This window comes from Curtobacterium sp. L3-7 (assembly GCF_048756585.1).
GTDB lineage: Bacteria > Actinomycetota > Actinomycetes > Actinomycetales > Microbacteriaceae > Curtobacterium.
The window spans coordinates 2,844,620-2,867,627 of the sequence record NZ_CP151474.1; the positions used below are offsets into that span (position 1 = coordinate 2,844,620).

The 23,008-nt window shown below is 71.1% G+C and carries 23 protein-coding genes; 12 read left to right on the top strand and 11 right to left on the bottom strand.

Annotation, left to right across the window (positions count from 1 at the left end; translation table 11 throughout):
• Positions 1-103: 103 nt before the first annotated feature.
• Positions 104-808: a FadR/GntR family transcriptional regulator gene (locus AAEP80_RS13770; protein WP_420364816.1), complete on the top strand. Its 705-nt coding sequence runs from the start codon at positions 104-106 to the stop codon at positions 806-808.
• A gap of 89 nt (positions 809-897) precedes the next feature.
• Here AAEP80_RS13770 and AAEP80_RS13775 read toward each other — a convergent pair whose 3' ends face one another.
• The 5 genes from AAEP80_RS13775 to AAEP80_RS13795 all read right to left on the bottom strand — a co-directional run bounded on the left by AAEP80_RS13775 (position 898) and on the right by AAEP80_RS13795 (position 4,392).
• Positions 898-1,524: a GNAT family N-acetyltransferase gene (locus AAEP80_RS13775; RefSeq protein WP_420364817.1), complete on the bottom strand. Its 627-nt coding sequence runs from the start codon at positions 1,522-1,524 to the stop codon at positions 898-900.
• A gap of 58 nt (positions 1,525-1,582) precedes the next feature.
• On the bottom strand, positions 1,583-2,269 hold the full coding sequence (locus AAEP80_RS13780; protein ID WP_420364818.1) for a uracil-DNA glycosylase: 687 nt from the start codon (positions 2,267-2,269) through the stop codon (positions 1,583-1,585).
• An 8-nt stretch (positions 2,270-2,277) separates the two neighbouring features.
• Complete coding sequence (locus tag AAEP80_RS13785; protein ID WP_413601740.1) at positions 2,278-2,997, bottom strand: Type 1 glutamine amidotransferase-like domain-containing protein; 720 nt, start codon at positions 2,995-2,997, stop codon at positions 2,278-2,280.
• Positions 2,994-3,524, bottom strand: a complete 531-nt coding sequence (locus tag AAEP80_RS13790) for a phosphoribosyltransferase (RefSeq protein ID WP_281264794.1) — start codon at positions 3,522-3,524, stop codon at positions 2,994-2,996. Before AAEP80_RS13790 ends, AAEP80_RS13785 begins: the two co-directional genes overlap by 4 nt.
• Before the next feature lie 91 nt (positions 3,525-3,615).
• Positions 3,616-4,392, bottom strand: a complete 777-nt coding sequence (locus AAEP80_RS13795) for an SDR family oxidoreductase (RefSeq protein ID WP_420364819.1) — start codon at positions 4,390-4,392, stop codon at positions 3,616-3,618.
• 86 nt (positions 4,393-4,478) lie between these two features.
• Between AAEP80_RS13795 and AAEP80_RS13800 the strand changes: the two genes are divergently transcribed.
• From AAEP80_RS13800 to AAEP80_RS13825, 6 genes are all read left to right on the top strand, one after another.
• The gene (locus AAEP80_RS13800) at positions 4,479-5,570 is read left to right on the top strand and encodes an acyltransferase family protein (protein WP_420364820.1); all 1,092 of its coding nucleotides are present in this window, start codon (positions 4,479-4,481) and stop codon (positions 5,568-5,570) included.
• A 140-nt stretch (positions 5,571-5,710) separates the two neighbouring features.
• Positions 5,711-7,042 carry a bifunctional o-acetylhomoserine/o-acetylserine sulfhydrylase gene (locus tag AAEP80_RS13805; RefSeq protein WP_420364821.1) on the top strand — a complete coding sequence of 444 codons (1,332 nt, stop codon included), beginning with the start codon at positions 5,711-5,713 and terminating at the stop codon, positions 7,040-7,042.
• Between the two features lie 302 nt (positions 7,043-7,344).
• The gene (gene metX / locus AAEP80_RS13810; RefSeq protein ID WP_420364822.1) at positions 7,345-8,544 is read left to right on the top strand and encodes a homoserine O-acetyltransferase MetX; all 1,200 of its coding nucleotides are present in this window, start codon (positions 7,345-7,347) and stop codon (positions 8,542-8,544) included.
• A 93-nt stretch (positions 8,545-8,637) separates the two neighbouring features.
• Positions 8,638-9,645 carry a sensor histidine kinase gene (locus AAEP80_RS13815; RefSeq protein ID WP_420364823.1) on the top strand — a complete coding sequence of 336 codons (1,008 nt, stop codon included), beginning with the start codon at positions 8,638-8,640 and terminating at the stop codon, positions 9,643-9,645.
• Positions 9,642-10,964: a hypothetical protein gene (locus AAEP80_RS13820; RefSeq protein WP_281264801.1), complete on the top strand. Its 1,323-nt coding sequence runs from the start codon at positions 9,642-9,644 to the stop codon at positions 10,962-10,964. Before AAEP80_RS13815 ends, AAEP80_RS13820 begins: the two co-directional genes overlap by 4 nt.
• Before the next feature lie 90 nt (positions 10,965-11,054).
• A complete protein-coding gene (locus AAEP80_RS13825) occupies positions 11,055-11,726 on the top strand; it encodes a response regulator (protein WP_402728925.1) in 672 nt (223 codons plus the stop codon).
• 242 nt (positions 11,727-11,968) lie between these two features.
• On the opposite strand, the gene AAEP80_RS13830 is transcribed toward AAEP80_RS13825, so the two are convergent.
• The 4 genes from AAEP80_RS13830 to AAEP80_RS13845 form a co-directional block, all read right to left on the bottom strand.
• Positions 11,969-13,234: an MFS transporter gene (locus AAEP80_RS13830; protein ID WP_420364824.1), complete on the bottom strand. Its 1,266-nt coding sequence runs from the start codon at positions 13,232-13,234 to the stop codon at positions 11,969-11,971.
• Positions 13,235-13,487: 253 nt separating this feature from the next.
• A complete protein-coding gene (locus AAEP80_RS13835) occupies positions 13,488-13,706 on the bottom strand; it encodes a hypothetical protein (RefSeq protein WP_413601736.1) in 219 nt (72 codons plus the stop codon).
• A gap of 75 nt (positions 13,707-13,781) precedes the next feature.
• The gene (locus tag AAEP80_RS13840) at positions 13,782-14,090 is read right to left on the bottom strand and encodes an MTH1187 family thiamine-binding protein (RefSeq protein ID WP_413601735.1); all 309 of its coding nucleotides are present in this window, start codon (positions 14,088-14,090) and stop codon (positions 13,782-13,784) included.
• Positions 14,087-15,457, bottom strand: a complete 1,371-nt coding sequence (locus tag AAEP80_RS13845) for a hypothetical protein (protein ID WP_420364825.1) — start codon at positions 15,455-15,457, stop codon at positions 14,087-14,089. The genes AAEP80_RS13840 and AAEP80_RS13845 overlap by 4 nt, the downstream gene beginning before the upstream one ends.
• A 61-nt stretch (positions 15,458-15,518) precedes the next feature.
• Between AAEP80_RS13845 and AAEP80_RS13850 the strand changes: the two genes are divergently transcribed.
• Entirely contained in the window at positions 15,519-16,232 is a 714-nt protein-coding gene (locus tag AAEP80_RS13850) for a YceI family protein (RefSeq protein WP_420364826.1), read from the top strand.
• Between the two features lie 16 nt (positions 16,233-16,248).
• Here the strand turns inward: AAEP80_RS13850 and AAEP80_RS13855 are convergent, their stop codons facing one another.
• Both AAEP80_RS13855 and AAEP80_RS13860 read right to left on the bottom strand, forming a co-directional pair.
• The gene (locus AAEP80_RS13855; protein ID WP_420364827.1) at positions 16,249-17,028 is read right to left on the bottom strand and encodes a glycoside hydrolase family 16 protein; all 780 of its coding nucleotides are present in this window, start codon (positions 17,026-17,028) and stop codon (positions 16,249-16,251) included.
• 794 nt (positions 17,029-17,822) lie between these two features.
• Positions 17,823-18,668, bottom strand: coding sequence for an ADP-dependent NAD(P)H-hydrate dehydratase (locus tag AAEP80_RS13860; protein ID WP_420364828.1), 846 nt, complete (start codon positions 18,666-18,668; stop codon positions 17,823-17,825).
• Positions 18,669-18,692: 24 nt separating this feature from the next.
• Here AAEP80_RS13860 and AAEP80_RS13865 point away from each other — a divergent pair, with 24 nt between their 5' ends.
• The 4 genes from AAEP80_RS13865 (at position 18,693) to AAEP80_RS13880 (ending at position 22,963) form a co-directional block, all read left to right on the top strand.
• Positions 18,693-19,325, top strand: coding sequence for an HAD family hydrolase (locus tag AAEP80_RS13865; protein ID WP_420364829.1), 633 nt, complete (start codon positions 18,693-18,695; stop codon positions 19,323-19,325).
• The gene (locus AAEP80_RS13870) at positions 19,322-20,404 is read left to right on the top strand and encodes an NADH:flavin oxidoreductase/NADH oxidase (RefSeq protein ID WP_420364830.1); all 1,083 of its coding nucleotides are present in this window, start codon (positions 19,322-19,324) and stop codon (positions 20,402-20,404) included. Before AAEP80_RS13865 ends, AAEP80_RS13870 begins: the two co-directional genes overlap by 4 nt.
• Before the next feature lie 160 nt (positions 20,405-20,564).
• Positions 20,565-21,926, top strand: coding sequence for a hemolysin family protein (locus AAEP80_RS13875; RefSeq protein WP_413601729.1), 1,362 nt, complete (start codon positions 20,565-20,567; stop codon positions 21,924-21,926).
• Positions 21,923-22,963, top strand: coding sequence for a hemolysin family protein (locus AAEP80_RS13880; protein ID WP_413601728.1), 1,041 nt, complete (start codon positions 21,923-21,925; stop codon positions 22,961-22,963). The genes AAEP80_RS13875 and AAEP80_RS13880 overlap by 4 nt, the downstream gene beginning before the upstream one ends.
• Positions 22,964-23,008: the final 45 nt, after the last annotated feature.

Below are 23,008 nucleotides of genomic sequence, written 5' to 3' on the forward strand. Positions count from 1 at the left end.
TATACGTCGGTCTTCCGCGCGGCACACACCCGTCGGGGCAGTCTGCCGGTCTGATGGAGCACACGTCGCGCCCGGTGCGCGATCCGTACTGCATGGAGGAACGATGAGCACGCCCCGCGGACTGCACGCCCAGGTGCTCGACACCCTCGGTCAGCGGATCGTGTCCGGCGCATCGCCAGCGGGCGTCGTGCTGCGTCCTGAGGAGATCGCGACCGAGTTCGGCGTGTCGCGCTCCGTCGTGCGCGAGGCGCTCCGCGTCCTGCAGTCACTCGGACTCGTCGAGCCGCGACAGCGCATCGGGACCCAGGTGCTGCCCGTGACGTCGTGGGAGCTGCTCTCGCCGTCGGTCATCCGGTGGCGAGGTCTCTCCGACGGGTACTTCGTCCAGCAGCGCGAACTCCTCGAACTCCGGCTCGGGATCGAGCCCGTCGCGGCGTCGCTGCTCGCCGGGCGTGGGGCCGAGGCCGGGGCTCCGGTGCTGGCCGCGGCGCTCGAGATGGTCGCCGCGGCGGCGAGCGGGGACGGCCGCTCCTACCTCGAGGCGGACGTCCGCTTCCACCGCGCGCTCCTCACCGGGTCGGGCAACGCCGTGTTCGGGCACTTCGCCGGCACCGTCGAGGCGCTCCTCCGCACCCGCACGTCGGAGTCGCGCGACACGATCACGCGGTGGACCGGCGCCGCTGCCGGTCGGCACGAGGCCGTCGGGCGGGCCGTCGTCGCCGGGGACGCCGACGCTGCCGCGGCCGCGGCGACCGCGATGGTCGGTGTGACCCGCGACGAGTTCGTCGCCGAGGCCGCGGGGCGCTGACGCGCGTCGCGGCCCCGAGACTCGGCGTCGCGGGTCCGAGACTCGGCGTGAGCGACCGATCTCGCGGCCCGGGGCCCGAGGAACGTCGCTCAGCCCGAGTCTCGGCTCCGGGTGCCGGCCCCGCGGCGCGTGCGCGGACCCCGCAGGCGGAGGCGCATCGTGACGGTCCCGAGCCACCGGTCGTACTTGTACCCGACCTTGCCCATGCGGCCGATCTCCTCGAAGCCGAGCCGTCGGTGCAACTTGATCGAGGCATCGGCTGACCGATCGGCGATGACCGCGACCACCTCCCGTACTCCGGCAGCACGACACTCGTCGAGCAGCGCCTCCATCAGCGCACGCCCGAGCCCCTTCCCGCCGGACGCCGGTCCGAGGTAGATCGAGTTCTCGACGACGTGGTTCGACCGGTCACGCGGGTTCCAGGGGTCGACGAGCGCGTACCCGAGCAACTGTCCAGACGGGTTCACCGCGACCAGGAACGGGAGCTTCCGCCGACGGATCTCGTCGTACCGCTGCTTCCACGCCGCGAACGTCAGCACGGCGCCGTCGAACGTCACCGACGAGTTCCGCACGTAGTGCGCGTGGATCTCGCGGATGTCCGGCAGGTCCGACGGCTCGGCGGCGCGGATCGACCAGGCGAACGCGGTCTCGGACGGAGCGGGCGCACGCAGGTGACGCGGCAGCACCCGCCGCTGACGGTATTCCTCCTCGAGCACGGTCACGAGCCTACGGGTCGCGTCCGGCAGGCGGTCACGACACCGGACTGGAGGCTCGTCACACCTGGGCGGGCAGCGTCCAGTCGACGGGGTCGGCACCCTGGGCGACGAGCAGCTCGTTCACCTGGGAGAACGGGCGGCTCCCGAAGAACCCGCGGGACGCGCTGAGCGGACTCGGGTGTGCCGACGCGACGATCGGCGTGTCCCCGAGGAACGGCCGAACGGACCCGGCCTGCGCGCCCCAGAGCACGGCGACGAGCGGGCGGTCCCGGGCGACGAGCGCGCGGACGGCCTGCTCGGTGACCCGCTCCCACCCCTTGCCGCGGTGGCTGCCGGCGTCCCCGGCGCCGACCGTCAGCACGCGGTTGAGCAGCATCACGCCCCGCTCCGACCACGGACGCAGGTCACCGTGCGCCGGCGAGGTGACGCCGAGGTCGTCGTGGAGCTCGCGGTAGATGTTCGCGAGGCTGCGCGGCACCGGACGGACCCCTGGGTCGACGGCGAAGGACAGGCCGATCGGGTGTCCTGGCGTCGGGTACGGGTCCTGCCCGATGACCAACACCTTCACCTGGTCGAACGGGTACTCGAACGCCCGGAGCACGGACGCGCCGGCCGGCAGGTACGGCCGCCCCGACGCCGTCTCCTCACGGAGCCACGCACCGAGTCGGTGGACGTCGTCCTCGACCGGGGCGAGGGCCTCCGCCCACCCGGGGTCGACCAGTTCGGCGAGCGGCTGCGCCTGCATCGGAGTCGCTACGCACCCATCGTGGCGACGGAGACCGACTCGTCGCCGGCGACCACGCGCCAGACGCTGCCGGCTCCGCGGACCTCGAGCGCGCCCTCACCGACGACCAGGACGGTGTCCTCGTCGATGGCGAGTCCGGCGGTGACGAACTCGGCCTCGGCGCTGGCGATGAGCCGCGCGATCGTGCCGGCCTGCACGGCGTGCACGTCGATCGTCAGGTCCACGAGTCCGAGTCCTTCGCGGAGCTCGACCTCGTCGAGGCCCTCCGATGCTCCCTCGGGGCAGACCTCGACGCCACCGACGCGCCAGCCGCCGACGAGCGCACGGTCGGACGCGATCATCGCGCCCGCCGAGTAGCCGAGGTACGGCAGGCCATCGGAGACGAGCAGGCGGATCTGGTCGACGAGCGGCGCGATCGCGTCGAGGTAGTCGGGGGTACGCCCGCCGCCGATGACCAGGGCGTCGATGTCGCTGAGGACCGCCGTGCTGAACGGCTGCCCAGGAGCGACCTCGGTCACGAGGACCTCCGCCGCGCGGGCACCGCCGAGGACCTCCGCGATGTCGGCGGTCGACGACGGGCTCGTGCCCGTGGCGTCGGCGACGGAGAGCAGCCCGATGCGCGGGACGGTGCGGCCGACGGCGGCGGAACGGGCGGTCGCCTCGGCGAGGAAGGGCGCAGCGGCGTCGGAGGCGGCGAACGGTCCGCCGCCGACGAGGTGGATGCTCACGACTCGGCCGTCACCGGTGCGAGGGCGCTCCACGGGAACGTGATCCAGCCGTCGACCCGTCGCCAGACGTGGTCGGGCTCGAGCACGGTGCCTGGCTTCGAGTACAGGCAGGCGCTCCGCACGTCGGCGCCGGCCTTCGCGATGATGTCGACGACGAGCGCCAGGGTGCGCCCGGAGTCGGAGACGTCGTCCACGACGAGCACGCGCTTGCCGGCGAGGCTCGGGGCGTCGAGCGCCGGCGCGAGCACGACGGGCTCGTCCAGACGCTGTTCGACGTCGGTGTAGAACTCGACGTTGATCGAGCCGCACTCCTTCGTGCCGAGCGCGTAGGCCACGGCACCGGCGATGATGAGCCCGCCACGGGCGACGGCCACGACGACCTCTGGCTCGAAGCCGGACGACAGGACGTCCTTCGCGAGGAGCCGAGCGGCGTCCCCGAACTCGAGCCAGCCGAGCACCTCGGGCCCGCTCGTCACGGTCACGACGGCCGGCGAGGAGGGCTCGGCGGGTTCGCTGCTGATCGGCATCCGTCCACGGTACCGGCAGGTACCCCGCCCCCGCGACCCGAGTTCCCCGCCCGGGCGCGTGTGGGGCGGAGAACCGCCGACGGCTGCCTGGTCAGGACTTGGGCGACAGGTGTCCGCGCGCCAGCTTGTGCTGGGCGGACTGCGCGACCGGACGGATCGTGACGAGGTCGAGGTTCACGTGCGCCGGCAGCTCCACCGCGTGCACGATCGCCTCGGCGACGTCGTCGGCCGTGAGCGGGTCCTCGACACCGTCGTAGACCGCCGCGGCCTTCGACTCGTCGCCGCCGAACCGCACGAGCGCGAACTCGTCGGTCTTCACCAGCCCGGGAGCGATCTCGACGACGCGGATCGGTTCGCCGTTCAGCTCCAGGCGGAGTGCACCGACCAGGGCGTGCTCGGCGGCCTTCGCGGCGTTGTACCCGCCTCCGTTCTCGTAGGAGACGAACCCGGCGGTGCTCGTGACGGTGACGATGTCGGCGCCGCCCGTGGTCGACGCACGCTGCCGGAGATGCGGGAGCAGCGCCGCGATCACACGCTTGGTGCCGATGACGTTGACCTCGAACATGGCGCGCCAGTCGTCGACGTCCGACTCCTCGACGGTCGCCGAGCCGAACGCTCCCCCGGCGTTGTTGACGAGCACGTCCGCGCCGCCGAGCTCCGCGACGCGCGTCGCCAGGCGCTCGACATCGGCGGCGTCGGTGATGTCCGCCGTCAGCGTGTCGATCCCGAGCTCCGCGGCGAGCGCGTCGAGCCGGTCGGCACGCCGGGCGACGGCGAGCACGTCCCAGCCCCGTTCGCGGAACAGGCGGACGGTGGCCGCCCCGATCCCCGAGCTCGCTCCCGTGACGACCGCGCGTCGTGCTGCCATGTCCGTGCCTCCAGTGCTCCGTCGACGAATGTCACGACAACGGTACCCAGTACGGCGAAGGTCACGTTCCGGTAACGTCACGAGGGATGACCATGGACGCCGCCCCTCCCGCGCCCGCTGCGCCGATCACGAACCTCGAACCGGGTCGCGCGAAGCGGCGCATCCCGATGTGGGACACCGCGCGGTTCGTCGCCGTGACGCTCGTCGTCATCGGGCACGCGATCCAACGGCAGACCACGGCGAGCGAGCACGCCCTGGCGCTGTACACGTTCATCTACGCGTTCCACATGCCGGCGTTCGGTGTCATCAGCGGGTACTTCTCGTCCGCAGACACCCCCACGGCGAAGCGCATGCGTCGGACCATCACGGACATCGTGGTGCCGTACATCATCATGCAGACGATCTGGACCGTCGTGCAGTCACTCGTCGAGGGCGGCAAGAAGTTCAACCCGACCCAGCCGACCTGGACGCTCTGGTTCCTGCTCGCGCTGGGGATCTTCAAGCTGATCCTGCCGTACCTGGCGCAGCTGCGGTGGCCGCTGTTCTGGGCGGTCGTCTTCAGCATCGGCGTCGGGTACTTCGACAACGTCGACTCCACGCTGTCCCTCTCCCGCGCGATCAGCCTGCTGCCGTTCTTCCTGGTCGGCTGGCAGGTGAAGCAGTGGGGACTGTTCGACCGCTGGTACGAGGCGCCACAGAGGATCGTCGTCCGGCTCCGGATCGTGGCCGGTGCGGTGTTCGCGGCGTGGGCGGTCGCCTGCGCGGTGTGGATCCCGCAGTTCAAGGAGTTCGACCTGCACCACTGGTTCTTCTACGACGACTCGTACTCGGGTCTCGGCGAGGACGCGTGGTGGGCGGGTGCCGTGCGCTTCGGGCTGATGCTCCTCGCCGCGCTGCTCACCGCGTCGTTCCTCCTGCTGGTGCCCCGGCGGAACGTCTGGATCACGCAGTTCGGCGCGGCGACGATGTACGTGTACCTGCTGCACACGTTCGTGCTCTACCCGGTGCGTGAGTCCGGCATCCTCGCCGGCCAGCACTCGGCGTGGCCGTACGTGCTCCTGATGGTCGCGTTCGCCTGTGCGGTGAGCCTCTTCCTGGCGCAGCCGTTCGTCAGGAAGGGCATGCGCTGGCTCCTCGAGCCGAACGTCCGCTGGCTCTTCCGGCGCGACCCCGCCTGACGCTCGTTACGTCACGAGACGGGTGCGGTGGTGTGGAACCGGCCACGTCCGTACCGTTGCCTCCGACGTGACGACGCGCCGAGCCTCCCGGCCGAGCGCACGGCGACCCGACGACCGACCGCACCGGACAGGAGCACGAGATGACCGAGAACGACGCCGCGCAGTGGCGGTTCGAGACCACGCAGGTCCACGCCGGAGCGCAGCCGGACCCGACGACCGGCGCACGCGCCACCCCGATCTACAAGACGACCTCGTACGTCTTCGCGAACTCGGACGAGGCGCGTGACCTCTTCGCCCTCGCGAAGCCCGGCAACATCTACTCGCGCATCATGAACCCGACGAACGACGTCCTCGAGCAGCGGATCGCCGCGCTCGAGGGTGGCTCCGGGGCGCTCCTGGTCGCGAGCGGTCAGGCGGCGGAGACCTACGCCGTCCTCAACATCGCGCAGGCCGGCGACCACATCGTGTCCTCGTCGTCGATCTACGGCGGCACGTACAACCTCTTCAAGTACACGCTCGCCCGGCTCGGCATCGAGACGACCTTCGTCGAGGACCAGGACGACCCCGAGGAGTGGCGTCGCGCGGTCCGACCGAACACGAAGCTGTTCTTCGCGGAGACGATCGGCAACCCGAAGATCAACGTGCTCGACATCACGACGGTCGCGGACATCGCGCACCAGGCCGGGGTGCCGCTCATCGTCGACAACACGATCGCGACGCCGTACCTGATCCGTCCGTTCGAGCACGGCGCCGACATCGTGGTGCACTCGGCGACGAAGTTCCTCGGTGGGCACGGCACGGTCATCGGCGGCGTCATCGTCGACGGCGGCACGTTCCCGTGGTCCCAGCACCCGGAGAAGTTCCCGGAGTTCAACTCGCCGGACCCCTCGTACCACGGGGCGGTCTTCGCAGAGGCGGTCGGCAACTCGCTCGCCTACATCATCAAGGCGCGCGTGCAGCTCCTCCGCGACCTCGGTGCGTCGAGCTCCCCCGACACCGCGTTCGCGCTGCTGCAGGGCATCGAGACCCTGTCGCTCCGCATCGAGCGGCACGTGGCGAACGCGCAGGAGATCGCCGAGTGGCTGGACCAGCACCCGGACGTGGCGACGGTGGCGTACGCGGGCCTGCCGACCTCCCCCTGGTACGGCGCCGCGACGCGGTACGCACCGAAGGGCGTCGGGGCGGTGCTGTCGTTCGAGCTGAAGGGCGGCGTCGACGCGGGTCGTGCACTCGTCGACAACCTGACGCTGTTCTCGCACCTCGCCAACATCGGTGACGTGCGCTCGCTCGTGATCCACCCGGCGTCGACGACGCACTCGCAGCTCACGCCGGAGCAGCAGCTGACGACCGGTGTGACGCCGGGGCTCGTGCGCCTGTCGGTGGGCATCGAGAACGTCGAGGACCTGAAGGCGGACCTCGAGGCCGGGCTCGCAGCAGCTCGTGCGGTCGCCCAGGCTGGTTTGCGCGCGTAGGCGCACGACTGACCCGCCCCTCCGGACCCGACTCAGAACGACGAAGTCGCTGTCGTACGACAGCGACTTCGTCGTTCCCACGCGTGTGCAACTGTTGCGTCCGCCTGCTTGCGACAACGTCGATGTCGTACGACAGCGGTCTTGTCGTCCCTTGCGGACGCAACGACCCCTCGGACGCAACCACCCTGCGGACGCAACGACGCCGCGGAGCCGACCCGGGCCTCCCGTCCGCCCCGATCCGGCCACGCAACCGACGTAACACGGCGTCCGGACAGTCCACGGACCGGGACAATGGACGGACCATGGACTGGCAGACGACTCCCGAGGACTCCGTCCCGTCCACCCTGGTCCCGGGGACCGCGCTCGGGGTGATCGGCAAACCCCCGGTCACCGGAGCCTGGCGTCCGGGCGACCACCCCGGTTCCCGGCAGTTCGTCGCGCTCGGCGAGCAGTGGGTCCGCGGCGGACGGCTGCCGAGCGTCCGGATCGCGTACGAGTCCTGGGGCACACTCAACGACGCCAAGGACAACGCCGTCCTCGTGTTCCACGCGCTGACCGGGGACTCGCACGTCACGGGTGATGCCGGCCCCGGGCACAAGACCGCCGGCTGGTGGGGCGACGTCGTCGGACCTGGTCGGGCGATCGACACCGACCGGTGGTTCGTCGTCGCGCCGAACATGCTCGGCGGCTGCCAGGGCTCGACCGGCCCGTCGTCGGTCTCGCCAGACGGGGTGGAGTGGGGTTCGCGGTTCCCGTTCGTCACCGTGCGCGACCAGGTCGCCGCACAGGTGCAGCTCGCCGACGCGCTCGGCATCGACCGGTTCGCCGCGGTGGTCGGCGGGTCGATGGGCGGTATGCACGCGCTCGAGTTCGCGGCGTCGGCCCCGTCCCGTGTCGCCCGACTGGCGATCCTGGCCAGCACGGCCCAGACCACGGCGGACCAGATCGCGGCGAACTCGCTGCAGCGCGCCGCGATCCAGATGGACCCGGGCTTCGCGGGCGGCGACTACTACGAAGCCGAACCCGGCGACGGGCCGTCCAGGGGGCTGTCCCTGGCCAGACGGATGGCGATGATGACCTACCGCGCGTCCGACGAGCTCAACGGGCGGTTCGACCGCTCCTGGCAGTCGGACGTGTCCCCGCTCGGCGACGACGGCCGGTTCTCCGTGGAGAGCTACCTCGACTTCCACGGCAACAAGTTCACCAGGCGGTTCGACGCATCGACGTACGTGACGCTGACGCACGCGATGGACTCGCACGACGTCGGCGCCGGACGAGGCGGCGTCGCGTCGGCCCTCGGCGCGATCACGGCGAGGACGCTCGTCGTCGGCATCTCGAGCGATCGGCTCTTCCCCGTCGAGGACCAGCACCGGATCGCCGCCGGTATCCCAGACACCCTCGACGGCGACCACGCGGCCGTCATCGACAGCGAGTTCGGCCACGACGGGTTCCTCATCGAGCACGCGGCGGTCGGTACGCACCTCCGTCGCCTGCTGGGCTGAACCGACGAATTCATCGCATTCGCTATAACAAAACCGTTTCCAATCGGAACGACCGGGCGTGCCGAACACCCCCCAACGGGTGCCGCGCGTGGAATGATGATCGGTGCGCTCGTCGCGTTCGGCTGGAACGGCTCGACGTGGTGGACCGCACTCACGCTCGTGGCGGGCCTCGGCGCCATGGTCCTCCTCACGACGAGCGTCGACGGTCTCGAGCGTACGGTGCTCGCGAGCGCGCTCGTCCCCCTCGCCGCCGGCGGCCTCTCCTCGCTCCTCATGGCGCAGCGCGGACACCTCGTCGGACTCGGGTTGACCATCCTCGGCGGCGTCGCGTCGATCATCGTGATGGCCTTCGCCGCCGGCGGACTCGTCTCCAACGCCGTCGGCGGGACCGTCCTCGGTTGGGTCCTCACCGCCGTGGTCGCGTACTGGATCTCCCGGAGCATCCCCCGCGTCGCGCGTCGCATCTACAGCATCGGCACCGCGCACCGTGCGGAACGCCAGGCCAGCGAGACCGAGGCGCAGCGCCGCCAGGGTGCGCGGCTGCTCCACGACACCGTCCTCGCCACGCTCACCCTCCTCGCCCACTCCGGTGTCGGCGTCTCCGAGCAGGCGATGCGCGAGCAGGCCGCCGAGGACGCCAGGCTCCTGCGGCACCTCCGGCTCGGCGCGACACCGCAACCACAGCAGTCCGGCGACTACTCGCTCACCCGCACCGAGGAGTCACCACTCGGGCAGACGCTCGAGTCCGTGAAGCAGCGCTTCGGCCGGATGGGGCTCGAGGTCAGCTGGCACGGCACCGGGCAGGTCCTCCTGCCGTCGAACGTCCTCGACGCGTTCCTGCTCGCCCTCGCGGAGTGCCTCGAGAACGTCCGCCGCCACGCCGGGGTCGCCGAGGCGCACGTCACGATCGTGCACGACAACGACATGGTCCGCGCGATGGTCACCGACTCCGGCGTCGGCTTCGAACTCGGCGCCGTCGACGAAGAGCGTCTCGGCTTCAAGGAGAGCGTGGTGAACCGCCTCCGCGAGGTCGGCGGGGACGCACGCCTCTTCTCCGCGCCCGGATCGGGCACCACCGTCGTCCTGGAGGCACCCCGATGAGTCGCGTCCCCGAGGACACGATCGGCCGCGGACTCCCCGGCGAGACCCAGCAGCCCGCTCCGCGGACCCGACGGGAGGCTCGGGAACGGTACCGGGGCACGGAACGTCGGCAGGCGCGCGGCCTCCCCTCCACCTCCACCGGTGCGCGGTCGCTGCGGCAGGCCGCGAAGCCCGGAGCATCGCTCGGCGCCGGGCACCTCGGGCTCGGCGCGGCGGTGCTCACCGCACTCGAGGCGATCGCGGGCATCGTCTTCTTCCTCGCACACTGGACGGACTTCTCCGACCCCTGGCTCCCCGCTGCCGCGTGGATGCTCTTCGTCATCGCGGCGGTCGGCGTCGGCCTGAGCGTCCTGACCTACGGCGAACGACTCACCGGGCTGGCCTTCGTACTGATCTGCGTCGTCCTCGGGTGCGTCGTCACCCTCGACTTCATCGGCATCTGGCCCGAGCACGACCTCGCCCACACGGCCAGCGCCTCGATCGCCGCAGGGTTCGCCCTGCTCCCCGTCGCGACGCTCCGCCCGGCTCGCGAGGTCGCCGCGGCGATCACGGTGCTCGGGCTCGCGTTCATCGGCATGGCGGTCGCATCGACCCCGATCACGACCGACACCATCCCCGGGCTGTTCTCACTGCTGGCGCTCGTGATCGTCCCGCCGTCCGTGGCGATCTTCGTCACGCACCGCTTCCGGCAGCTCGTGCAGCGTGAACTCGACCGGGTGCTCGTGCAGTCGAACGTCTCCGCGCCGCAGTTCGCCGTCGGCATGCTCGCATCCGACGAACTCGCCCGACTCGACCTCGCCGCCGAGAAGCTCCTCGACGCCGTCGCGAACGGCACCGACCCGCTGCCCCTGTCGGACGCGTCCTCGTCGGTGGCGGCGTCACTGGCCACCGAGCTCCGCCTGCACCTCATCGAGGGCCGCCGCGAGACCTGGCTGTACCACGCCATCACCGAGTCGGACCACCTCGGCCGTGCCGTCAGCGTCGCCGACCCCGGGTCGCTCGCCGGGCACCTCTCCCCGGCACAGCGCGACGGACTGCTCCAGGCGCTCTGGCAGATGGTCGGCGACGGCCGCGGGCTGCAGCCCGGCGTCCCGATGGTCTCCGTCACGCTCGGGCCGGTCGGCTCGGACGGGCACCCGGTCTCGGACGAGGAGATGGACGTGCCGATCGTCATCGAGTCCCGCGGCGTCCCGCGCCGACGGCTCGGCCCGACTGCCTGGAGCGGACTCGCCCGCATCGGGAGCTACACCGACACGGTGCGGGACGGGGCGCTGCACATCGTCGCCCACTGCGTCGTGAGCCGACATCCCACGATGTGACGGGTTGTCGGACACCCTGACCAGCCTGCGCTCGCCGAGTGCGCCCACCACCTAGGCTCTGCCACGCAGACCACGAGAAAGGACGCCAGCATGGCGACTCCAGAGGAACCGATCCGACTCGCACTCGTCGACGACCACAAGATGCTGCTCGGCGCCCTGACGGAGTGGATCCGTGGCGCTGCCGACGACATCACGCTCGTCGCCGCCGTCACGACCTGGCCCGAGCTGCTCACCAGCCCGTCGTTCCCGGTCGACGTGGTGCTGCTCGACCTGGACCTCAAGGACTCCATCCCGGTCTCGCTGAAGATCTCGACGCTCAAGACGGCCGGCGTGAAGACCGTCGTCATGAGCACGTACTCCGAGCCGAACGTGGTGCGCGAGGCGCTCGGGTCCGGTGCCCTCGGGTACCTCGTGAAGAGCGAGGACGCCGAGATGATCGTCGAGGCCATCCGCTCGGCACAGCGCGGCGAGCAGTACGTCTCCGCCGAGCTCGACCTGGCGATCAACTCCGGTGACGTCGGTGGCGTGCCGAAGCTCAGCGCGCAGGAGCGCCGGGTCATGGCGCTCTACGGCGGTGGCGAACCGGTGAAGAGCGTCGCGTACCAGCTCGGCATCTCCGAGGAGACCGCGAAGAGCTACCTCAAGCGCATCCGTGAGAAGTACCGCGTGGCCGGCTTCGACGTCGGCACGAAGGTCGCCCTCCGGAAGCGTGCGATCACCGACGGCATCATCTTCGAGGACGGCAGCCCCCACGGCCTGTAGGTCCTTGTCGCGGGCGTCCGCGCGGGCCATCCCCTGACCATCGAGTGCGCAGAAAAAGCGTCCGGACAACCCCGGAGGCCACACTTTCTGCGCACTCGCTCGTGGCCCTCCGGGTGGGTCGCAACGTCGAGTGCGCAGAAAATGCGTCCGGACACCCCCGGAGGCCACACTTTCTGCGCACTCGCTCGTGCATGTGATGCCCGGTACCCCGATCTCGGCGCCCCGGGCCCGGCCCGCGCGCGTCAGACGAGCGGGATCGGGGACGTGATCGGGCCGGTCGTGGGGTGCGGAGCTGACAGCTCAGCGCGGCGGTTCGACCGACGCTCGACGGCGTAGCTGATCGAGGTCATCACCACACCGAGCAGCGCGAGCACGATGCCGAGCCACCCCGGTGCCACGAAGCCGAACCCGGCGGCGATGACCGCGCCACCGAGGGCAGCACCGAGCGAGTTCCCGATGTTGAACGCCGAGTGGTTCAGCGCCGCGGCGATCGTCTTCGCGTCTCCGGCGACGTCCATCAGGCGCGACTGCACCGCCGGCGGGATCGCCGACGAAGTCGCACCGAGCAGGAACGCCCCGACGAACACGCCGACGGCCCACTGCGCGGTGAGCACCGTCACGAGCAGCGCGCCGATGAGTGCGAACATGCCGACGTAGATCGTGCGCTTGACGCTGTGGTCGGCGAGGTGCCCGCCGAGGACACCGCCCACGACCATGCCGAGGCCGACGACCACGAGCACCAGGGGCACCACCGACTCGGACAGCCCCGTGACGTTCGTGACGAGCGGCGAGATGTACGAGTACACCGCGAAGAACCCGCCGAACCCGACCGCGCCGAGCCCCATCACGAGCCAGACCTGGGGCACGCGGAACGCCCGGAGCTCACGGCCGATCGACGCGTGCTCGTCGCGGGCCGAGCGCGGGACGAAGGCCGACACCGCGAAGAACGTCGCGGCGAAGAGCACGGCGACGACGCCGTACGCCACACGCCACCCGGCGTTCTGCCCGATGAACGTGATCGCCGGGACGCCGATGACGTTCGCGACGGACAGGCCGAGGAGCACCATCGCGATGCCCTTGCCACGCTTGCCGGGACCCATGATGTCGCCGGCGACGATCGAGGCGATACCGAAGTACGCACCGTGTGGCAGGCCCGCGACGAACCGGGCGACGAGCACCAGCCCGAAGGACGGCAGCAGCGCGCTGGCGATCGTGGCGACGACGAACCCGACGAGCAGCACCATGAGGAGCCCCTTGCGTGGGAACTTCGCCGACATCGCGGCGATCGTCGGCGCACCGACGACCACGCCGAGCGCGTAGGCGCTGACGAGCCATCCGGCGTGGGCGATGCCGGCGTCCGGGTTCGCCGCGTACTGCGTCGGCAGGAGCGCCGCGGCGATGTTCGGGAGGAGCCCCATCGCGACGAACTCGGTCGACCCGATGGCAAAGCCACCGAGGGCGAGGGCGATGAGCGCGAGCGCGCGACGCGCCGGCGTGAGCTGGGACATGGTGCCTGTTTCGGACGTGACGGACGGTTCGGGACCAGCCACGGAGCTCACGGAGGAGGGGCTGGAGGTGCGGCGCGTGGCGGAGCGCGCCGGGCCTCCCGTTCGGGACGGCGTCGTCGCGGCCGGCGTTCGCCGGTCCGCTCGTCGGTGAACGGAAGAGACCGGTCCGAATGGACGGTCCGGTCGGATCAGTGTAGACCGCTCCAAACGGTCAACGGAACCCGTCGGACCGAATCGATTCGATGCCCGCCGTTCAGGCGGCGCGACGCTCCGGCTGCCGGTGGACGACCACCGGCGCGGGGACGTCGTCGCGGTGCACCCACCCAGCACCGCACTCGGTGCAGGTGGCCCAGGCGTTCTGCTCGTCGGAGTCCACGTCGATGACGACCGTTCGCAGGTCGCAGTCGGGGCACCAGCCGTCGTGCATCATCACGATCTCCTCGTCACGTCGGTGGCCGCCCGGTGCGACCATCTGCGCAACATGACACACCCGACCACCGACATCCTCGGGAGGACGACGGCGTGTCGCCGGCGCCGCGGCGAGGACTCAGGAGTCGAGCGCAGCCTCGAGCCGCTCGAGCTTGCCGTCGAGCTCGCCCGTGTGGCCAGGGCGGATGTCGGCCTTCAGGACGAGGGACACCCGGGTGCCGTACGCGCCGACGGCCTCGGTCGCACGCTTGACGACGTCCATGACCTCGTCCCACTCCCCCTCGATCTCGGTGAACATCGACGAGGTGCGGTTCGGCAGACCCGACTCGCGTACGACACGGACGGCCGCGGCGACGGCATCGTGGACGGACCCGTCGGACGAGGCTGACGGGCCACCGGACGGGGCGACGGAGAAGGCGACGATCATGGGTCCATCCTGCCCTCTGCGGCGGCGCCCGGCCCGGACCCGGCGGCGCCCGGCCCGGACCCGGCGACTCCCGGCGCCGATCCGGCGACGCCCGGTCCGGACTCCGTGACTCCCGGCGCCGATCCGGCGACGCCCGGCCCGGACCCGGCGAGCGCACCTCGCCGCGCCCGGAGCCCGATCCGGACGACGAGCACGAGGGCCCAGACGAGGATCGCGACCTCGAGCGCGTTCCGGATCGTGAGCACGACGAGGATCCACGGCCGCACGGTGAGCACCTGGTCGTAGTAGGCGGGGTAGATCAGCTGCGTCAGGAACGCCATGGGCAGCGCCGCCATCGCGATCGGCAGGAACCGTCGTGCACTCCCCCGGCCGGCGATCAATCCCCACACGATCGGCACCGCGAACCACCCGATGTACTGCGGGGACCCGACCTTGTTCGTGGCGATGAGCGCCGCGACGAGCACCAGTGCGAGCAGCGGCGCGACCTCGGCTCGACGGGCGCCGCGGACGACGGCCCACGCGGCGAGCGCGATGCCGCCGAGGACCACGAGCGCCATCAGGGGCGTGGAGGCGGCTGCGGCCAGGTGGGTGCCGTTCCCCGAGACCTCGAAGGTCAGGATCTCCCGGTCGTAGAACACCGCGGACCCCGGGACATGCGCGGCGGCCGCCCACATGAACGGCGTCGCGAGCGGCGCCTCGATCTGGAGCGCCCGACCGCTCTGCTGTCCGACGAAGGACAGCAGGTGGGCGGCACCGCCGAACAGCACGTCGACGAGGACGACCAGCGCGGTGACGACGAGCGCACCGACGAGGACCCCGCTCCGGTGCCCGCGCCGCACGACGAGCAGCACACCGACGAGCGCGGCCGGCCACACCTTGATCCACGCGGCGGCGGTGAACACGGCAGAGGCCACCGCCGGCCGGGACGCGACGAAGCACACGCCGACCATCGCCACCGCGGTCGCGACGGTGTCGATCCGCCCGAGGGCGATCGGCCCGAGCGCGAGGAGGAACACGAGCCACCACCAGACGACCCGCACGCCGAGCGCCCGGAACCGCCAGAGGAACGCGCACGCGGCGGCGTCGAGCAAGACCATCAGGACGAGCCACCCGGTGCCGATCGACGCCGCTCCGCCGAGTGCGGCTGCGGCCATGGGGACGATCGCCAGGATCGGGTACACCCAGTCCGAGTCCATGCCGACCCAGTAGTGGGACGTGAGCCCGGTCTCGATCCACCGTCGGTAGGTGATCGTGACGTCGCCGAGCGGCAGGTTCGCGGTCGTCGCGGTCAGCCACCAGAGCACGGCGTGCACCGCGACGAACGCGACGGCAAAGCCCACGACCTCGAACGACCTGGACCTCAGCACCCCAGGATCGTAGCGGCGCGATCCCCAGGACTTCCCGAGGATGACGTGTCACCGTCTGAGGGTGACCACTCCACGCAAGCGCACCGGCAAGCGCAGGGCCACCATCTGGATCTCGATCGCGGCAGCCGTCGTGGTCCTCGGCGTCGTCGGGACGGTGATCGGCACGACGGTGTACTCGAACACCGAGAACGCCAAGGCCGAGGCGGAGCCGAGCGTCGCCGCGAGTCGTGCCCCGTCGACACTCGACGCGAGCGATCTCGCCGGCGACTGGACCGTCGGCAGCGGCTCCGAGGCCGGCTACCGGCTGCACGAGGTCCTCAACGGTTCCGACGTGACCGTCACCGGGCGGACGGACAGCGTCAGCGGGACCGCGACGGTCGACGGCTCGTCGATCACGGCGGCGTCGATCGAGGTCGAGGTCGCCGACATCGCCACCGACTCCGCACAGCGGGACTCGTACTTCCGCGATTCCGCGCTCGACACCGCGGCGTTCCCGAAGGCGACCTTCACGCTGACGAGCCCGATCGCGGATGCCGTCCCGTCCGGGAGTGGGACCACGACCGTGCAGGCCGCCGGCGACCTGACGCTGCACGGCGTGACGAAGTCGGTCACCGCGACGCTGCAGGTCGGCCTGAACGGCGACGGCGTCGACATCTCCGGCTCGATCCCGATCACGTTCGCCGACTACGGCGTGCAGGCACCGAGTCTCGGGTTCGTGAAGGTCGACGCGGACGGCGCGGTCGAGTTCCTCGTCCACGCGACACCCGCCGTGTAGAGCACCCCGCCCTACCTCATCGGTCCCAGGTCTTCACCCAGTCGATCTCGAGGTGCCCAGGGTTCCCGTAGTTCCCGATCTGGAACATGAACCGGTGCGCGGTGGTCGGCACGTGCTTGGTGACCGTGAGCACGAGCTCGCCGTCCACGAAGTACCGGACCGAGACGCCGGGGATCCACTCGGTCGTGTACGTGTGCCACTGCCGCCAGGTCGCGTCCGTGTGCAGGCCGATCGCGTTCCGCTCCTGACCGGGCACCATCGAGTGGCTGAACGCCCCGACGGTGCCCTGGAAGGTCCCCTCGGGGAAGTCCAGCTCGCCCTCCGACCAGACGTTCGAGGTCGGCCACAGCATGAAGGCGGCGCCGTTGCCGTCCCCACCGATGGCTCGTGCCCGCACGCTGAAGGTCCCGCCGACGTGTGACCATGCTCCGTCCGGCGTGCCGAACGTGCCGGCGGCTCCACGCTTCCCGTCCATCGAGACGTCCATGATCCCGTCGTGGGCGCTGATGACCTCGCCGGACCAGTACTTGCCGCTCATGCCGTCCGGGTAGGGCTGCCACGACCCGGCGTACGTGGCGGCGAACTGTCCGCCTGCGGCCGCAGGGGTGTCGAAGTCCTCGGAGAACGTCGGAGCCGCACCATCGGCGGGAGGCGTCGGCGTCGGCGTCGGTGCCACCGCGAGCGGCGAGGCGGGATCGCCGACCCACGGGCGGGCATCAGCGGTCGTGACGGCACCCAGCGTCACGGCGGCGGCGAGAACGGCGGAGAACACGAGGAGCGCCCGAGCGACCTTCATCGGTCGTCCCGGAGCTGGACGGGGTGCTGCGCGTACTGCATGGTCGTGGATCGCCTTCCGAGGACGGGCCACCGTGTCTGATCGGTCGGGTGTCGTCCCTCGGCTGTCTGTCTACGCGTCCTCCGGCGGTCCCACGAGGCTCTGCGCCACCGCTGGCGGGATCGGTGCGGGCTCCCACGCGCGGTGCGTGTTCCCGCTGCGGTTGCGTGTTCCCGCGACACTGCACGCGACGTCGCAACCGGGTCGTGACGCGCGAGGTGAGCGACAGCGCGCCTGTCGTTCCGAGTCGGCTCCACCGCCACCCACCGGACGGGAGGCTCGGCGCACGTCCGGCACCGAGCCTCCCGTCCGGTGGGTGGCCAGCCCGCGGACCCGCGCGTCTGCAAGCAGCGACAACGTCGCTGTCGTACGACAGCGATCCTGTCGCTGACCCGCGCACGCAACAGTTGCGGGCGCGGTGCGACGACAACGTGGACGTCGTCCGACAGCGGTGCTGTCGTTCCGAGTCGGCTCCACCGCCACCCGCCCGACGGGAGGCTCGGCGCACGTCCGGCACCGAGCCTCCCGTCCGTCCGTCACGCCGTGTACTTGCGTCTGCAACCAGCGACGATGTCGCTGTCGTACGACAGCGGTGCTGTCGCAGCCCCGCGCGCGCAACAGTTGCAGGCGCCTTGCGACGACAACGCGGACGTCGTACGACAGCGACGCTGTCGTTCCGAGTCGGGCTCCGATCGGTGCACAAGCGCGCACAAGCACACGCGAGCCGACCCGCACGAATCAGCCGACGGCGTGCCTCACACGGTGGCGTCCCCGGTGACGGCGAGGTCGCGGACCACGCCGGGCAGGGCCTCGATCAGGGCGGTCATCGTGAAGGGCCCACCCCCGGACGCACGCCGCGCCGCGGTACCGTGCACGACGGCGGCGGCGGCAGCGAGGTGCGCGAGCTCCTCGGGACCGACCTCGCCCTGACCGGCCCGGCCGGCGACGAGCCCACCGAGCACCCCGCCGAGGACGTCTCCGGCGCCGGCGGCGGCGAGCCAGGGTGTGGCGGAGGAGGCCACGAGCCGGACCGAACCGTCCGGCGTCACGACGTGTGTGTCGGATCCCTTGAGGAGCACGACGCTCCCGGTCCGCTCGGCGGCGCGGAGTGCCGACCCCCGCGGGTCGTCCTCGACGGCATCCCGGGACACCTGCAGCAGCGCAGCGAGCTCCCCGGCGTGCGGGGTCAGCACCGCGAGCGGGCCGAGGTCGACGAGCGGGATGGCCCCGGCGTCGACGACCACCGGCACGCCGTCATCGGACGCGTGCCGGAAGGCGTCGGCGGTGGTCTCGTCGAGGTCGTCGAGGGAGTCCGCGGCGATGCCCGACCCGACGAGCCAGGCCTGGACACGACCGACACCGGACACGACCTCGGGGCGGCGGGCGAGCACGGAGTCCGTCGCACGGGTGGGCCCGACGTACCGGACCATGCCGACCCCGGTGTGCACGGCGGCGTCGACCCCCATCACCGCGGCGCCCGGGTAGGCGGCGGAGCCGGTCGCGACGCCGAGGACCCCCCGCCGGTACTTCGTCGTGTCGCCGGTCGGGACCGTGATCCACGTGGCGGCGTCGGACGGGGAGACGGGGACGAAGTCGTTCACCACCCCCACGTTACGGTGGAGCGCATGAGCCTGTTCCTGCCCGGTCGTGTCGTCGTCTTCGACTACGGCGAGGTGATCAGCCGGACACCGCACGCCGCCAGGGACGCCCTGCTCGCGGCGACGGGGCTCGCCGCCGACGAGCTCTTCCCCGTGTACCAGGAGCTTCGTCACGACCTCGACCGTGGCGACCTCTCGGTGCTCGACTACTGGCGCGCCATCGCCGCCCGCACCGGTCGGACCTGGTCGGTCAGCGAGATCCACCGCTTCTGGGCCCTCGACTTCACCGGCTGGTTCGAGGTCGACCCCGACGTGCTCGACCTCGTCGAAGAGCTGCACGAGGCCGGGACCCGCATCGCCCTCCTGTCGAACGCCGGGTTCGACTTCGGCGACCCCTACCGCCGCTCCCCGATGGCGTCGATGTTCGGGACCGTCGTGGTCAGCGCGGAGGAGCACGTGCTGAAGCCCGACCCGTCCATCTACCGCACCACCTGCGACCGGCTGGGAATCACCCCGGCGCAGATGGTGTTCGTGGACAACAGGGCCGAGAACGCCACCGGTGCGGAAGCGATCGGGGCGGTCGGCCACCACTACACCTCACCGGCCGGGCTGCGGAGCTTCCTGGAGCGCCTGTCGGAGACCGAAGGAGCCACCGCGTGACGCACGCCCTGTTCGAACCGATCACCATCCGCGACCTGACGGTCCGCAACCGCATCTGGGTCTCCCCGATGTGCCAGTACTCGGTCGAACAGCAGGACGGTGTCCCGACGCCGTGGCACCTCGTGCACCTCGGCGGGTTCGCGAAGGGCGGCGCGGGTGCGGTCGTCGTCGAGGCCACCGGTGTCGTGCCGGAGGGTCGGATCAGCCCGCAGGACCTCGGCCTCTGGAACGACGAGCAGCGCGACGCGTTCCGGCCGATCGTCGACTTCATCCACTCGCAGGGCGCCGCCGCCGGCGTGCAGCTCGCGCACGCCGGGCGCAAGGCCTCGACGTACCGCAGCTGGTCGCCGACGCAGGGCACCGTTCCGGCCTCGGACGGTGGATGGACCGCCGTGGCGCCGTCGGCCGTCGCGTTCCCCGGCTACGACGTCCCGCGCGAGCTCGGAGTCGAGGACATCCGTCTGGTCGCGCTCGGCTTCGCCGCCGCTGCCCGTCGTGCGATCGAGGCCGGGTTCGACCTGGTCGAGATCCACGCCGCGCACGGGTACCTGCTCCACGAGTTCCTCTCGCCGCTGAGCAACCACCGCACCGACGACTTCGGCGGCTCGCTCGAGAACCGCGCGCGGGCGCTGCTCGACGTCGTCGACGCCGTCCGCGCCGAGGTCGGTGACGGCTTCCCGGTCGTCGTCCGGTTCTCGGCGACGGACTGGACCGATGGCGGGCTGACGCTCGACGAGGTCGTCCAGGTGGCTCGCTGGGCGGCGGAGCACGGCGCCGACCTCGCCGACGTCTCGACCGGCGGCAACGTCGCGAGCGCGCCGATCCCCGTCGGCCCCGGGTACCAGGTGCCGTTCGCGGCCGCGGTCAAGCAGGGTGCCGGCATCGGGACGATCGCGGTCGGGATGATCTCCGACGCGTTCCAGGCGGAGCAGATCGTCGCGACCGGGCAGGCCGACGTCGTGATGGTCGGGCGCGAGTTCCTCCGCGACCCGTCGTTCGCGCTGCGGGCAGCCCGCGAGCTCGGTGTGCAGGTCGACTACGAGCCGCAGCAGTACCACCGAGCAACCGTCACGAAGTAAGGCGGATTCTCGGAAAGGGAGCCCGGCGCGGCACTACGATTGCAGACACTGTGGACGATCCTCCGAACAGCTCTTCGCCCCATCACTCATCCGGCGCTCACTCAGTGAGCTGCCCTGACTCGTCGTGTGCCCGCACCGCTTCGTCGCGGGGGTGGACCCGATGAGCGTCGTCGACATCGTCATGCTGATCGGCGGCATCCTGCTGACGCTCGGCACCGGCGTCTTCGTGGCGTCCGAGTTCGCGCTCGTGAACCTCGACCGCGCCGACGTCGAAGCACGCCGTGACCGCGGCGAGGCCGGCCTGGCACCCGTCATCGGTGCGCTCAAGGTCACTTCGACGCACCTGTCGAGCGCGCAGCTCGGCATCACGCTCACGACGCTGCTGACCGGCTACCTGCTCGAGCCCTCGATCGCCAAGCTCCTCGAAGCGCCGTTCCTCGCGATGAACCTGCCTGAGGGCATCGTCGAGACGGTCGGGTCGATCGTGGCGCTGGTCATCGCGACCCTGCTGTCGATGATCCTCGGCGAGCTCGTGCCGAAGAACTTCGCGCTCGCGCTGCCCCTGCAGACCGCGAAGCTCGTGGTCCCGCTGCAGATCGCCTTCACGACGGTGTTCAAGCCGGCCGTCGCCGTGCTGAACGGCACCGCGAACGCCGTGCTCCGCGCGATGGGCATCGAGCCGCAGGAGGAGCTCTCCGGCGCGCGCAGCGCCGAGGAGCTCACCTCGTTGCTCCGCCGCTCCGCGTCGGAGGGCTCGCTCGAACAGGACACCGCGACGCTCCTGCAGCGCACGCTGTCGTTCTCCGAGCTCGACGCCAGCGACGTGATGACCCCGCGCCCCCGGCTCTCGACCATCCGCGTGTCCGAGTCCGCCGAGGACGTCATCGCGCTCGCACGCCGCACCGGCTTCAGCCGCTTCCCCGTCATCGAGGAGGACGCGGACGACGTCGTGGGCATCGTGCACGTCAAGCAGGCCGTCGCCGTCCCGCGCGAGAAGCGCGCGGAGGTCCCGGTCGGGGCGCTCATGACCGACGCCGAACGGGTTCCCGAGACGATGCCGGGCGACACCCTCCTCACCGAGGTCAGGGGTCGCGGCTACCAGATGGTGATCGTCGTCGACGAGTACGGCGGCACCGCAGGGGTCGTCACGCTCGAGGACCTCATCGAGGAGATCGTCGGCGAGGTGTCCGACGAGCACGACCGGGCACGCATCGACGTGGTCCGCTCCCGCAACTGGCTGACGTTCCCCGGGCTCCTCCGCCCGGACGAGCTCGAGGACCGCGCCGGGGTGAAGGTCCCCGAGGACGGCCCGTACGAGACCGTCGGCGGGTTCATCATGGCGACGCTCGGCCGGCTGCCGGTCGTCGGCGACGAGGTCCCGCTCGAGGACGGCGTGTTCCGCGTCGAACGCCTCGACGGTCGTCGGATCGACCGGATCCGCTGGACTCCGACCCCGACGGACACCCCGCCAGGAGGCGTCACCATCCCTGGCAGGGGCAGTCGGAAGGAGTCGGTCCGATGAGCTCCGACTGGTGGGGCATCTTCTGGCTCGTCGTGCTGCTGCTCGGCAACGCCTACTTCGTCGCGGCCGAGTTCGCCGTCATCTCCGCGCGCCGCTCCCAGATCGAGCCCCGCGCCGAGGAGGGCTCCCGCGCCGCACAGATGACGCTGTGGGCGATGGAGCACGCCACCCGCATGCTCGCCACCACCCAGCTCGGGATCACGGTGTGCTCGCTGCTCATCCTCAACGTCTCCGAGCCGGCGATCCACCACCTGCTCGAGGTCCCGCTGCACCTCACCGGGTGGAGCGTCGAGGTCATCGGCATCGTCGCGTTCGTGTTCACCCTGCTGCTGGTCTCGTTCCTGCACGTGGTGTTCGGCGAGATGGTCCCGAAGAACATCTCGTTCTCGATGCCCGACCGCGCCGCCCTGCTCCTCGTGCCGACGCTCTGGTACATCGGGCACGGCCTGCACTGGGTCGTCGTCGGCTTGAACGAGGTCGCGAACGCAGTGCTCAGGCTCTTCAAGGTCGAGCCGAAGGACGAGGCCGTCAGCGCCTACACCGTCGAAGAAGTGCAGACGATCGTCGAGCAGTCCCGTCGCGAGGGCACCCTGTCCGACGACGGCGGCACGCTCAAGATGGCGTTCGAGTTCACCGAGAAGAAGGTCAGGGACATCGCCGTGCCGATGTCCGAGCTCGTCACCCTGCCCGAGGACGCCACCCCCGGCGACGTCGAGCGTGCCGTCGCGCAGCGGGGCTTCTCCCGCTACGTGCTGACCGGTGAGACGGGCGAGCCGACTGGGTACGTGCACGTCAAGGACGTCATCGACCTGCGTCCGGACGAGTTCGACGACCCGGTCCCGCCGAAGCGCATCCGGCAGCTCATCTCGCTCTGGACCGAGATGGACCTCGAGGACGCACTCGCGACGATGCGCGCGGCCGGGCGCCACGTGGCGCGGGCGTTCGACGCGGACGGTCGGACGACGGGCGTGCTCTTCCTCGAGGACATCCTCGAAGAGCTCGTGGGCACCGTCGAGGACGCGACCAGACGCCGCTGACCACCAGACGGGAGGCCCGGTGCCGGTCCGACGGACCGGCACCGG

What these genes read in the sequence shown, in the direction of transcription:
- AAEP80_RS13770 (WP_420364816.1), top strand. Translation starts at nt 104, where the DNA reads ATGAGCACGCCCCGCGGACTGCACGCCCAGGTGCTCGACACCCTCGGT.
- AAEP80_RS13780 (WP_420364818.1), bottom strand. Translation starts at nt 2,269, where the DNA reads ATGCAGGCGCAGCCGCTCGCCGAACTGGTCGACCCCGGGTGGGCGGAG.
- AAEP80_RS13790 (WP_281264794.1), bottom strand. Translation starts at nt 3,524, where the DNA reads ATGCCGATCAGCAGCGAACCCGCCGAGCCCTCCTCGCCGGCCGTCGTG.
- AAEP80_RS13795 (WP_420364819.1), bottom strand. Translation starts at nt 4,392, where the DNA reads ATGGCAGCACGACGCGCGGTCGTCACGGGAGCGAGCTCGGGGATCGGG.
- AAEP80_RS13800 (WP_420364820.1), top strand. Translation starts at nt 4,479, where the DNA reads ATGACCATGGACGCCGCCCCTCCCGCGCCCGCTGCGCCGATCACGAAC.
- AAEP80_RS13805 (WP_420364821.1), top strand. Translation starts at nt 5,711, where the DNA reads ATGACCGAGAACGACGCCGCGCAGTGGCGGTTCGAGACCACGCAGGTC.
- metX (WP_420364822.1), top strand. Translation starts at nt 7,345, where the DNA reads ATGGACTGGCAGACGACTCCCGAGGACTCCGTCCCGTCCACCCTGGTC.
- AAEP80_RS13815 (WP_420364823.1), top strand. Translation starts at nt 8,638, where the DNA reads ATGATGATCGGTGCGCTCGTCGCGTTCGGCTGGAACGGCTCGACGTGG.
- AAEP80_RS13820 (WP_281264801.1), top strand. Translation starts at nt 9,642, where the DNA reads ATGAGTCGCGTCCCCGAGGACACGATCGGCCGCGGACTCCCCGGCGAG.
- AAEP80_RS13825 (WP_402728925.1), top strand. Translation starts at nt 11,055, where the DNA reads ATGGCGACTCCAGAGGAACCGATCCGACTCGCACTCGTCGACGACCAC.
- AAEP80_RS13830 (WP_420364824.1), bottom strand. Translation starts at nt 13,234, where the DNA reads ATGTCCCAGCTCACGCCGGCGCGTCGCGCGCTCGCGCTCATCGCCCTC.
- AAEP80_RS13835 (WP_413601736.1), bottom strand. Translation starts at nt 13,706, where the DNA reads ATGGTCGCACCGGGCGGCCACCGACGTGACGAGGAGATCGTGATGATG.
- AAEP80_RS13840 (WP_413601735.1), bottom strand. Translation starts at nt 14,090, where the DNA reads ATGATCGTCGCCTTCTCCGTCGCCCCGTCCGGTGGCCCGTCAGCCTCG.
- AAEP80_RS13855 (WP_420364827.1), bottom strand. Translation starts at nt 17,028, where the DNA reads ATGAAGGTCGCTCGGGCGCTCCTCGTGTTCTCCGCCGTTCTCGCCGCC.
- AAEP80_RS13865 (WP_420364829.1), top strand. Translation starts at nt 18,693, where the DNA reads ATGAGCCTGTTCCTGCCCGGTCGTGTCGTCGTCTTCGACTACGGCGAG.
- AAEP80_RS13875 (WP_413601729.1), top strand. Translation starts at nt 20,565, where the DNA reads ATGAGCGTCGTCGACATCGTCATGCTGATCGGCGGCATCCTGCTGACG.
- AAEP80_RS13880 (WP_413601728.1), top strand. Translation starts at nt 21,923, where the DNA reads ATGAGCTCCGACTGGTGGGGCATCTTCTGGCTCGTCGTGCTGCTGCTC.